At 44.4% G+C, this 12,251-nt stretch carries 9 protein-coding genes; 8 read left to right on the top strand and 1 reads right to left on the bottom strand.

Features of this window, described 5'->3' with window-relative positions; genetic code table 11:
* Positions 1 to 11 precede the first annotated feature (11 nt).
* The 4 genes from L0M98_RS07555 to L0M98_RS07570 all read left to right on the top strand — a co-directional run bounded on the left by L0M98_RS07555 (position 12) and on the right by L0M98_RS07570 (position 5,852).
* Positions 12 to 1,481, top strand: coding sequence for a RagB/SusD family nutrient uptake outer membrane protein (locus L0M98_RS07555; protein ID WP_227215339.1), 1,470 nt, complete (start codon positions 12 to 14; stop codon positions 1,479 to 1,481).
* Between the two features lie 11 nt (positions 1,482 to 1,492).
* A complete protein-coding gene (locus L0M98_RS07560; RefSeq protein ID WP_227215338.1) occupies positions 1,493 to 2,404 on the top strand; it encodes a hypothetical protein in 912 nt (303 codons plus the stop codon).
* 206 nt (positions 2,405 to 2,610) lie between these two features.
* Positions 2,611 to 3,546 carry an ABC transporter ATP-binding protein gene (locus L0M98_RS07565; protein WP_176554891.1) on the top strand — a complete coding sequence of 312 codons (936 nt, stop codon included), beginning with the start codon at positions 2,611 to 2,613 and terminating at the stop codon, positions 3,544 to 3,546.
* 8 nt (positions 3,547 to 3,554) lie between these two features.
* The gene (locus L0M98_RS07570; protein ID WP_227215337.1) at positions 3,555 to 5,852 is read left to right on the top strand and encodes a Gldg family protein; all 2,298 of its coding nucleotides are present in this window, start codon (positions 3,555 to 3,557) and stop codon (positions 5,850 to 5,852) included.
* Positions 5,853 to 5,949: 97 nt separating this feature from the next.
* Here L0M98_RS07570 and L0M98_RS07575 read toward each other — a convergent pair whose 3' ends face one another.
* Positions 5,950 to 8,256, bottom strand: a complete 2,307-nt coding sequence (locus L0M98_RS07575) for a DUF748 domain-containing protein (protein ID WP_227215336.1) — start codon at positions 8,254 to 8,256, stop codon at positions 5,950 to 5,952.
* Positions 8,257 to 8,550: 294 nt separating this feature from the next.
* Here L0M98_RS07575 and L0M98_RS07580 point away from each other — a divergent pair, with 294 nt between their 5' ends.
* The 4 genes from L0M98_RS07580 (at position 8,551) to L0M98_RS07595 (ending at position 12,175) form a co-directional block, all read left to right on the top strand.
* Positions 8,551 to 9,381 carry a hypothetical protein gene (locus L0M98_RS07580; RefSeq protein ID WP_099290318.1) on the top strand — a complete coding sequence of 277 codons (831 nt, stop codon included), beginning with the start codon at positions 8,551 to 8,553 and terminating at the stop codon, positions 9,379 to 9,381.
* A 96-nt stretch (positions 9,382 to 9,477) separates the two neighbouring features.
* Positions 9,478 to 10,002, top strand: a complete 525-nt coding sequence (locus L0M98_RS07585; protein ID WP_227215335.1) for a TlpA family protein disulfide reductase — start codon at positions 9,478 to 9,480, stop codon at positions 10,000 to 10,002.
* Between the two features lie 312 nt (positions 10,003 to 10,314).
* Positions 10,315 to 10,917, top strand: coding sequence for an RNA polymerase sigma factor (locus tag L0M98_RS07590; RefSeq protein WP_227215334.1), 603 nt, complete (start codon positions 10,315 to 10,317; stop codon positions 10,915 to 10,917).
* Between the two features lie 88 nt (positions 10,918 to 11,005).
* On the top strand, positions 11,006 to 12,175 hold the full coding sequence (locus L0M98_RS07595) for a FecR family protein (RefSeq protein ID WP_227215333.1): 1,170 nt from the start codon (positions 11,006 to 11,008) through the stop codon (positions 12,173 to 12,175).
* Positions 12,176 to 12,251: the final 76 nt, after the last annotated feature.

Below are 12,251 nucleotides of genomic sequence, written 5' to 3' on the forward strand. Positions count from 1 at the left end.
CGAGTATGGTTATGAGAAAGATGATTTATGTTTTGTGGCTGTGTTGCTTGGGTGGTCTTTTTTCCGCTTGTAGCGGTTTTTTGGAAGAGTACTCGCAGGATTTGACTTATATACAGACCGTGGATGATTTGAACGAGCTTTTGGTGGGAAGCGGTTATATTTCAAACACGTCGGATTTTTTGCCTATGTTGCACGTGATGGATGATGACACGGAGTACGTGAGAAAACCCACGACGCCGGGATATTGGGGGTTCCATTATTGGTTGGCTAATCCTTTCGTGTCGGGTGCCGGGGTGGAGCAGAAGGACGGGGTGTGGTCGACGTTTTATAAATATCTGGCGGCGATTAACGTGGTGATGACTAAAGCGGAGGATTTCGCGTCGGAAGGCGAGGCGTATAGAAAAGTGAAGGGTGAAGCTTATTTCTTGAGGGGGATGGATTATTTTTATCTGGTGAATTTGTACGCGAAGCCGTATTCCGCCAAGACGGCGGCGAGTGAACCCGGAGTACCGTTGAAGTTGACGGAGTATGTCGAGGATAAGCATTACGTGCGGGCTTCGCTGGCTGAGGTGTACGCTTCGATTGTTTCCGATTTGAAGAGTGCTGCCGTTTATCTGGAGGGAACGACGCAAACGACGAAGAGAAGGGCAAATGTGGACGCGGCACGTGCTATGTTGAGCCGGGTGTACCTGTACATGGCGGGAGAGGAGAATTGGGAGAATTGTGTGGCGATGTGCGATTCCGTTTTGAAGAGTAAACGGTACGATTTGTATGATATTAACGAGCATGAGCTCAAGAAGGATTTTATTTTTCTGGATTCCCCGGAAACGATATTCACGCAGGGAAAGTGTAGTGCCCGAAACCCGATATTCATGGGACAATCTCAAGTAGCTACTTATATGCTGACACAGGATTTGCTGGGGAGGTATGATGCGGATGTCGATTTGAGGTATTCTCATTGGTTTAATAACGTGAGGAATATCGGGTGGATTTGGATGAAGTATTCGCCTTTAACGCCGGTTGTTTCGACGATGGTTTCGAGCGAGTTTTTGCTTCGGTTGCCGGAGGTGTATTTGAATAAAGCGGAGGCATTGATTATGTTGGGACGCACGGAGGAGGCGGTAGAGGTGTTGAGGGCGTTGAGAGAAAAACGTTTGGTGGAGGGGACAATGGATGTTATTCCCTCGAATCAGAAGGATTTGGTGGATTTCGTGCGGCTGGAACGCCGTTTGGAGTTGTGTGGGGAGGGGCACCGTTGGTTTGATTTGCGGCGTTACGCTGTTCACCCGACTTTCCCGGAAGAGAAGGAGATTATACACGAGTATGTGAATCAATCGGCACGTATCGGTTATTACAGGTTGGCTCCTTATTCCGAGAATAGCGGGAATTGGGTATGGCCGATACCGGAGTACGCAATTACTTTTAATGACGGTACGTTGGTCGCTAACGAGAGGGATGGTGCGCCTTTGGTTGAATATTAAAAAAGAGAGAGATGAAAAAGATTTTATTTGTATGGATGCTGTGTTGCGGGCTGATGGCTTGTAACCGGGATGATAAGGATACTCATGTTTCTTATAAGGATATGGAGTGGTACGTGGTGGAGGATAGCGACGACGAGTTAGACCATTTGATTTACGAGGTTTATAAATCTACGGGGATTCCTCTTTTTTACAAGGACACGATTCGGAGCCGTACGGAGGTGAATGAATGGGGGGGAGAGTACACGCTTTACCAGATATTGAACCCGAATTACATGATAGAGGGTATGTCTAAATTGTGGACATTCACGAAGTCGACGGACCGGGAAAAATTGAAGAAGGGGGTGGAGTTGTTTCGGGATGAGGTGTATCCCAAGCTCCCGAAAGGATATCGCTCGGCGTGTTATCTTTTGGTGGATCAGTTGCGTCAAAAGGAGTTTTATACGGATGTCGTGGGGGCTCGTAAGGGGATGAATACGACGGTTATCGGTCGGGTGGCAGAAGTGGACGAAATGTCCGAGGAGGAGCGGGAGCGTTTGGCTTGGGAGGTTGTCGCGGAGGAAGTGTATGATAGTATCCAGTTGAATTATTCCAAGGAGGTGGATGCGTTTTTTCAAGTGAGTTTCGTGCTGTGCAAGAAAAAAGACGTGTATTCGGATATTATCACGAAGTTCAAGAGTAATATTCCGAATTATAATGCCGGATCGAATGGGGCGGCGACAGACCCGAGGGAGGCCGGTTTCTTGCGCTGGTGGCAGAGTAAAAGGTATACACCGGAGTATAAGGATGATGTGTGCAGTTATCTGATAGAGGTGTTGATGGGTGATGACGAGGGGTTTGCAGAAAGGAACGCGGGGTTTAAAGGATGTCTCGAGAAATATGATATTATAAAAAATATCGCCGTGGAGATGGGGCTTAGGAGGTAAGTTTAGTCTATAAAGTCTGTAAGGTCCATAAGGTCAAAAGTCCATGGACCCCTGCGGGGCGCTTTGCTTACGGCAGTGTTGCTGCCGATAAACTCTGTCCGAAAGACTCCAGTGACTTTACAGACTTTATGGACCTTATGGACTTTACGGACTAAAGGTGTGTTTTGACACACTGTATAATAATATGTTGTATGTAAATGAATTGTATGAAAAATCCAATTGTAAGAGTGGAACATTTATCTCATCGTTACACGGTGCAGTGGGCGATAGAAGATATTAATTTTGAGATTGAAGCGGGAGGAATCGTGGGATTGTTGGGATCTAACGGTGCGGGTAAGTCAACGACCATGAATATTATTTGCGGGGTGTTGAATCAGACTCGCGGGGAGGTGTTTATTGATGGGGTTAATTTGAGAGAACATCCCGTGGAAGCAAAAAGGAATATCGGTTTTTTACCCCAAAAGCCGCCGATTTATCCGGATTTGAATGTCGAGGAGTATTTACGGTTTTGTGCGGACTTGAGGTTTGTCGCTAAAAAAGATATTCAGTCGGCGGTGAACCGGGCAATGGCACGTTGCGGTATCACGCATTTTAAGGATCGTTTGATACGGAATTTATCCGGGGGATACCAGCAACGCGTGGGAATAGCCCAAGCTATCGTGCATGACCCTAAGTTCGTGATATTGGATGAACCGACTAATGGTTTGGACCCGAATCAGATCGTGGAGGTTCGTAATTTGATTCGAGAGATAGCCTCGGATCGTACGGTTTTGCTTTCCACTCATATTTTGTCGGAAGTGCAGGCTACATGTCGGGATATAAAGATGATCGAGTGCGGGCGTGTTGTTTTCTCCGGTACGGTGGATGATTTTGACAATTATATCAAACCTAACACGTTGTTGGCATGTTTTGAACGCCCTCCGCTGGAAGATGAATTGTTGGCCGTGGAGGGAATCACCAAGGTGAAAAAAGTGAACGAGAAGAATTATCGCCTGTGGTTTGACGGTGGACGGGATGTGTCAAAGGATGTGGTGAAGTGCAGTGTGAAGAATGGTTGGGAGTTGGAAGAGATTCGTTTCGAGAAGAGTTCTTTGGATGCCGTGTTCGCAAAATTGTCAAATAAAGAGATTCGTGAATTATAAAACGTGGAATGATGAAAACAATATATAAGATAGCGAAATTAGAGTTAGCTAACCTTTTTTATTCTCCGATCGCGTGGTTTATATTGATAATATTCATGTTGCAGATGGGTATTAATTTCGGGGAGATGATGGGGTCGTTGGGACGGTTCCAAGAGTTGGGACGGAATTTAATGAATTTGACGGCGAGGGTGTATTACGGGGGAATGGGTGGTTTGTTGCGCGGGGTGTCAAGTTCTTTGTATCTTTATATTCCTTTGTTGACGATGGGGTTGTTGAGTCAGGAGTTTAGCCGGGGATCGGTGAAATTACTTTTCTCTGCCCCGATTACCAGTTGGCAGATTGTGCTTGGAAAGTATGTCGGTATTATGATATACGGGTTCTGTTTGATGCTCGTTATCGGGGTGTATGTTGCTATCGGTTGGGTGACGATTGAAAATTTTGACTGGCGACCGGTGCTGATCGGGATGTTGGGGTTGTATTTTTTGCTGGGAGCTTATGCGGCTATCGGGCTTTTCATGTCTTCGTTGACTTCGTACCAGATTGTTGCCGCTTTGGGGACTTTTGTCGTGTTCGCGTTGTTGAATTTGGTCGGAAGGGTCGGGCAAGATATTGAATTCGTGCGGGATATCACGTACTGGCTTTCTTTGGGAGGGAGAGTGAACACGTTTTTGCAGGGCATGGTTTGTAGCGAGGACGTGTTGTATTTTGTTATCGTGATCGCGATGTTTCTTTCATTCTGTTTTTTGAAGATCCAGCTGGGGCGTGCCCGTTATTCCGGTTTGTCCAAGATGATGCGTTACGGGGGAGTGTTCGCGGTGGCGATGCTTGCCGGTTACGTGACTTCTCGTCCGGTGTTGAAAGTGTATTATGACGGGACTTACACGAAGGCGAATACTATTTCCGAGGCTAGTCAGGATATCGTGAAACGACTGGACGGGGGAATGACGATCACGACTTACGTGAATCTCTTGGATAATGTTTATTCTTTTTCCCGAAAGGGTGTTTTGAGTGATATGGCTTTCTTCGAGAAATACGTGCGCTTTAAGCCGGATATTAAGATGAAGTATGTTTTTTATTATGATGAGGTGGATAATCCGAAATTGGAGCAGATGTATCCCGGTTTGAGTGCCGAGGAGAAAGCGAAAAAGGTGGTGAAGGCTGCCAATTTGAATTTGGATGATTATTTGTCCCCGGAGCAGATCCGTGAGCGTGTGGATCTCTCGGGGGAAGGGAATCATTTTGTTCGTATATTGGAAAGGGATAACGGTCAGACCGCCCGCTTGAGGATATTTACCGATATGCAGAAGCATCCTTCGGAAACGGAGGTTTCTGCAACGTTGAAACGTATGGTTATGAAGTTGCCTAAGGTCGGTTTTTTGAAAGGGCATGGGGAACGTTCTATCACGAGAAATAAGAATCGGGATTATTCTTTGTTCGCTTATGGCAGATATTTCAGGCATTCGTTGTTAAATCAAGGGTTTGATGTGGTGGAGTCCGAATTGGAACCGGAAAAGGATAATTTGCAGGATATTGATATTCTGGTGATAGCAGATCCGTTGGAAGCGTTTGAGGATTGGGAACTAGGGCAGTTGTCTGATTATATTGACTGGGGAAATAATTTGATTATAGCCGGAGAACCGAAGAACGATGAGTATTTAGCTCCTGTGTTGGAAAAGTTCGGGATTCGGTATGTTCCGGGGACATTGGTGCAACCGATGGAAGAGTTTCCTGCCGATTTGCTGGTGGTTCGTTCGACGTTGGCGGGAGCGAGATTAAGCAGGGTGAGTGCCGGTTGGCGGCGTTCGATTTTTACCATGCCGGGGGCTATGGGAATTGATTCGGTGGCAGACAAGGGATTCAGGATGATTCCTTTGTTGGTATCTCGGGATTCCGGTTGTTGGAATGAGGTGGAAACGACGGATTTCGTGAATGGAACCGTGAAGTTGAATCCCGCGGCAGGAGAGAGGGAAGCCCGGATGGTAACGGCGATGGCTCTTGAAAGGGAATGTAACGGGCGAAATCAACGGGTGTTGGTGCTGGGGGATGCCGATTGCATTAGTATGGGCGAGCTTTCTGCAGTCCGGAGAGGTATACGGGCTTCGAATTTTTCGTTGATTCAAGGGGCATTTTGTTGGTTGTCCGATGAGGAATTGCCGGTAGATATACGACACCCGAACCCGATTGACAATAAAATCTTTTTGGGAATATCTTCGGGAACATGGGTGAAAGTGTTCGTGAAATGGATTCTTCCTTCTGTTTTGTTGTTGTTAGGGATGATTTTGCTTTTGCGCAGGCAAAGGAAATAGAAAGAGTGTTATTTATAGGAAGAGCACGTCAATTTTTTTTGACGTGCTCTTTTTGAGCTTTTCTTATGTTTTCTATTGGCAAAAATGGAGTAGGAGATTATGTCCGATCCGTTGTAGTTTGAGCATTTGTTTTTTCCGGGGAGTTTGTAGCGGGTGTTGTCGCCGCTTCGGCTTGGGCTTGTTCGTCACCCGGGAGGACAAGGTTGATCTTGTACTGGTTTTTACCGTTGTAGATTTTTAAGGCTTCCGGCTTTATCGTTTCCACCCGGAGGTTTGCCTCGGGTATTCCTTGGGTGATAAGGTAAGTGGCGGCTTTTTGATTCCTTAGGCGGATGAAGCGGTCTACTTGGTCTTGCAGGGTTTGTTCGGGAACGAGGGACAGGGCTTTGTCGGTCACGGAATTATTTTGGTGTTCCGGGGCGACTATACCGGACAGGTAGGTATTCAAGTTTTGATCTTTGGTTTCTATTTCGCCGATTTTGGCGTAGTCGATTGCCAGAAGGGTGGAATCGCTTTTTTCCGGGTGTTGTGACAGGTAATATTTCTTTTTGGCGTTGAATAGAGCCAGTTCTTCCCGTGCTTGCGGGAGGTTGATTTGCTGTTCCAATACCAGCGTCATGGCGGGTTTGTCCTTGATGATTTTTGCCAGATCGTTGAACGTGGTGAATTGTTCCGATGTAAATTCCCATTGACTGGGGTCGAGAGGGATGGATTGCAATTTATCCGGGGATAATCCTAATGAATTTGCCATGAAGGTGACCGGGGAGACGGCTATTTTCACGAGCAGGTTGGTAAGCGTCTTGAAAATCAGTTTCCGGTAGGAGAATTCCGGGGAGGTGATGTTGCCTTTTACCGGGAGTTCCATGTTGATTTTGTCGTTTTTATCCTTGATTAGATAAAGGGCAGTCTTCATCGGGATGTTGTATTCCGCTTTCAGGTCTTTGCGTTTGTTTTCCAGCTCGAACCGGAAAGCATCCAGTGTATTTCTTCCTTCAAGCATATTGTCGGTAATCACGTTCACGCTGGTGAAAGCGAGATTTCCCTTCCGTATCGGGTAGGCGAAGTAGGCGAGACAATAGGGAGCAAAGCCGCGCAGGTCTACGTTTTTGATGCTTAATGTCAGCATGAGGTTACTGATGTCGTCGAGTTTCCCTTTCCAGTTGAGGAACGCGCTTCCGCCTTGCCCCATGTTCATCTTCATTAGAATATGGTTCGTGCCGGAAAGAGTCACGGAGTCTGCCTGCACAGAGATGTGTGTCATGGGAAAAGAGAACGGTTGTGCCAGCGTGTGGTCGTTAAACGTGAAGGAACATTCGGCGATGTCGAGTTTGTTTAATTTCAACCGCATGGGTGTTTCCGCCACGGAATCCGTCGTGACCGTGCTTCGTGTCGTGTCGGCGGGGGAGGCTTTCATGAGGTCGGAGAGGTTGTTGTGATCTTTGTACAAGTCAAATGAGGTGGTGAGGCCTCTCATGGTGAGGGTGTTGAAATAGAATGTGTTTGTCGAGGGATTGATTTCCTGTATGTCTATCCCGATGGTGTCAAGAGTGAGCACGTTCTTCTGGTGCATGTCCGCGAGAGATAGTTTCTTTAATCCGGTTTGTCCCTTGACCGAGAGATCGAGCACGTGATTCACGTTGCCCGTTATATCCATGTCGGCAGATAGTAACCCGCCGAGCTTACTGATATTCAAGTAATCGGTCAAGTAGGCTTGCAGGTTGTCTATGGCAAGGTCTTGGAGATTCAAATGGATGAGGTAATCGCCGTTTGTCAAGTTGTATTCGGTTTGAGTTTGCAGGCTACCGCCGTTGCTGAAATTCAGGTTGATGCCCACGTTCGTGTTCTCCCCGCTGAAGTAAACCCCGGGAATGTGGAGGTTCATATCTTCCATGTCCCAGACGGATTGGCGTATTTTGTCCTCGTAGTATACGCGACCTTGCCGGAGATTGATGTTGCTTATGGCTATTGTCATGGGGGAGGAGTTTGTTGTATCCTTGGAGGATGCCGTTTCCGTGGTGTCGGATGAGGCTAGTGCCAGCAGGTCGTTGAAGTTGAATACGTCCCCTTTTTGCCATACCATGACCCGCGGGTGCACGAGCGTGATTTCGTTTACCCGTAATTCGTTAGCGAGTAACCTGTATAAAGACAGGTCTACCACGAGGGTGTCGAATGACACGAACGCCGTGGTGTCGTCCGGTTCGTAAAGGGTGAAATCGGAGATCCGGTTGTACCCCGTGAAAAGATTTGAATAGAGCTCGTTGATTTGGATTTTCCTGCCGACGAGTTCTTTCCCGTGTTTGTTAATGTAGTTTTTGGCTATCGGCGGTGCGATAATTGCACAGATTATAACTAAAAATATAATAACTATCAATGTGATACCTAGTATTTTAATAAACTTCTTCATGATTTTTTCTAAAATAAAACAGTCAATATATATAAGAACAAAATTAGTGTAAAAAGGCGGAACTTCGCTGTTTTAATTTACGTATTTAACAGTGTTTACGTTACCATTTTCTCTAAATAAATGAAAATTGGTCTGAAAGTTATAGATTTTTATTTAAGAGGGGTGTTTGGTTTCGTTTTGTAAGTAAAATAATTAATTCATGTTAAATATTAAGTTAAAATCGAGTTTTGAGTCACCCTTTTTGCCCTTTTAGGTGTTATAAGGGTGTAAGTTGAAATTAATGTATCAAGCAGTATGTTGAAAATTGTATTAATCGTAGGAGTATTATTATTCAATCTTGTTGGAGTGGAAGCTCACGAGAAGGAGATGGATTCATTGGATAATTTAGTGAAGAGGTTCGAAGCGAATCCTGCGGACCCACAGACCACCATCAAGTTGTTGAAGGAGTTGAAGAGTCAAGGCAAACCGAGTGGTGATGTCGTGAACAAGTATTTTCAGACGCAGCAGGAAGCTGATTATCTGAAAGATTACAACTGGTCGATTATCCGTGATTTTGTGGATGACGTGAATGCACCACAAATTAAATACGTGTTTAACAATCAATCCAAGTTTATACAGCGTTTTTCTAAAGACGATGTGTTCCAGAAATTGGATAATGTGTTCGTGGGACACTTGGAGCGGTATTATAACTCGAACCGGACGGAGTATAACAAGTACTTGGATTTCTTGAGAAATACGGGGTACGAGCATTACGACGTGGTTTCGGATTATTTTTACATCAAGCAGTTGCGTGCGGAACGGAAGTCTGAGGACTATTTCTACAAGGCTCGTAAGTTGTTCCGTTATTTCCCGGAAAACCGGAAAATGATCAAGGAGATCACCGATGGTGCGTTGGAGATCATGAATGATGTTTCCCGTTTGAAGGTAATCCAATTGTGGGCAGGCAAGACCGTGGAATCCAAAAAAGATTTTGATGCGCTTTATAATTATGTGCTGATTTCTAACAAATGTGGTTTCGGTGACGTGGCCAAGAAATATGCCCAGATCGCGACTTCTGTTGCAGAGCAGTCATCTAACCAGATGTTGTTGGAGAAAGCAAAGAAATTGAATCAGTTGATTAACTAGGTATAAATTGAATCGAATAGTAGGCGGGGGGTGTTTTGACACCCCCCGCCTGCTATTTCAGAAAAAAATGTTATCTTTGTATGAAATCAAAAAGGGATGCTTATGAAAAAAATACTACTATTAGCAGTTTACTTGCTGACGTTGGGGAGTTTGACGGGATTGAAAGCACAAGCAAAAGAGACGTTGGTGAAAGTAGGGGATGATGTTCCGGAGTTCGTGGTTGAGATGTTTGACGGGAAGAAAATCGATATCAAGGATTTGAAAGGGAAGATCGTGTTGATTAATTTTTGGGCGACTTGGTGTCCGCCTTGTCAGGAAGAGTTGAAGCGGGTTCAGAAAGAAATTATAGACAAGTTTAAAGGGAAGGATTTCGTGTTTTTAGCGATTTCACGGGAGGAAACGAAGGAACAGGTAGCTAAATTCCGGGAGAAGAACGGGTATACTTTTCCCATGGGATTAGATCCGGAACGTAAGATTTTCGAGAAGTTTGCCACGGCATCAATCCCGCGCAGTTTTCTTGTTGACAAGAAGGGAAAGATTGTGGCTATCGAGATCGGTTACTCGGAGAAGTCTTTTAATGAGTTAATCAAGAAGATCGAAAAGTTACTGGAAAAGGAATAACGAACAAGAAAGAGGATTTTTGAGGGTGTGTTTCAACACACCCTCTCGTCTATAAAGTCTGAAAGTTCACAAGGTCGTAAGGTCAAATGTGTAGAAATTGATAATCACGAGAGTAATAGGTATTCGGAAAAATATAATATCTTTGTGTTGCAAGATATGAATAAAGGATCGTTTATTAATTGTGTTGCCCCTAAGATGGGAGGAATGTGTATAATTCTTATATCTAAGTAATTACATTTTTTGAAATATAATAATGCATTCATAATACACTAATTTTATGGGTGTTTTTAAACGATCGTTTATTTATATATAATGTTGGGTGATAAGAAAATAAATATACGTCAAAAAGAGGTGTTTGATAAATGCTTTCGTGTTTATTATCAAACACTTTGTTATTTTGCGTATAATTATTTAAAGGGGCAAGAAGAGGCGGAAGATGTTGTACAAGAAGTTTTTATTAAATTGCTTGATGCAACAGAAAGCTTTGATAATGAGGAACACTTGAAACATTACCTTTATAAAGCGGTTCGGAATGCCTGTTTGAATCAAATAAAACTCTCGGGAATTCGGTCTGAAATCTTGAATAATATACAAAAAAATACTCCTCAAGATGAAAATGATTTTTTTGTCCATGTCGTTCGAGCAGAGGTCTATGGGGAAATTATGGCTGCTGTTAATGAATTACCGAACGAGTGTGGACGTGTTTTCAAGTTGGCATACGTGGATGGTTTTAGTAACGAGGAAGTCGCCGAGCAATTGTCTATCAGCGTGAACACGGTAAAATCCCAGAAGAATAAGGCAAAGATTCAATTGCGGGAGAAATTGAAAGGGTTGTATCCGGTATTGTTGTTTTTTTTTGAATATATAGATTTTTTTTTTTCTTGGGTTATTTTCTTGAAAAATAGTTGTTTATAAAAAAAGATTACTTTTTCAAGAAAAAAAATGAGTTTTGCGTAATCCTTTTTTTCGAGTTATTTGTATTAGGGCAAATTTGAAGAAAGAGATGAAGAATCCATTTAAGTTTGCAAAGGAATTATTACGGTATAGCCGGGGAGAACTTTCAGGGCGAGAGAAGGAAGAGGTGGGGAATGTGTTGAAGGAAACGGAGAGATTGGATGAATTGGTGCGGGAGTTGGGGGATAAGGAACGTATCGGGGAGGAGTTGAGAGTAATTCGGACTTTTGACACGGAAAAAGCGTTGCGAGAAATAAATCGGAAGCGTGGAAAAGGACGGCGTTTATTTATACCGTGGGTGGCAGCGGCTTCTGTCGTGGTTGTTGCCGGAATGACAGCCTTGTTTTTGTTGAATCGTGTTCCGGAGAAGGCAGCGAGCGTACCTGTTGTGGCAAGAGTGGAACCCGGGAAAGCGAAGGTTACTTTTGAAATGGCTTCCGGGGCTAGATTTGTGTTGGATACATTGACCTCGACGATTCGTAATGATAGGGCTAACGTGGCTTTTGAAAACAGTGACGGTACTCTTCGGGTTGAAGAGCAGGTCGATACCGTGGGTGATAATCTTCTCGAGGTTGGAAGGAATAAGATATTAGTTCCTTATGGTGGTACTTATTCATTAATTCTGGCAGATGGAACGAAGGTATATTTGAATTCGGGGACGGAGTTGGAGTTCCCCTCTCGTTTTAGTAAAGAAAAACGGCAGGTAATTTTGAAAGGTGAGGCTTATTTTGAAGTGGCCAGAAATGAGAATAAACCTTTCATAGTGCAGGTAAACGAGATGGCGGTAAAGGTGTTGGGCACATCTTTTAACGTGAAGTCTTACGTTGACGAGCCGGGTGTATACACGACGTTGGTAGAGGGTAGTGTTGCTATTGTTCGCGATGGGCAACCGGACAAAGTGATCGTTCCGGGCGAACAGGCTTACTATAACAAGGGCGTTGGAACATTGAGTGTTAACCCGGTAGACGTGGCTGAATTTATTGCTTGGAAGGATGGTTTCTTCTTGTTTAAGGATCTGCCTTTAGAGGAAATCCTGCGTATCGTGTCTAGGTGGTATGACGTGGAGGTGTTTTACGTGAATCAGGGAGCGAGAAGCGTGGTGTACAGTGGTAAATTGCCGATGTATTCTTCTATCGAAGACGTGCTGAGGAAGTTCGAAATCTCGGGAGAGGTTCGGTTTGACTTAAAAGGAAGAGTTTTAATGGTTTATGACAAATAACAAACGGGATTGGGCAATCCCGTTTGCGATTACTCACTCGTTGGGCAACGAGTAGAATAAATGTTTAATTTAAATG

The organism is Butyricimonas sp. DFI.6.44 (assembly GCF_022132345.1).
GTDB classification, from domain to species: Bacteria; Bacteroidota; Bacteroidia; order Bacteroidales; family Marinifilaceae; genus Butyricimonas; species Butyricimonas muris.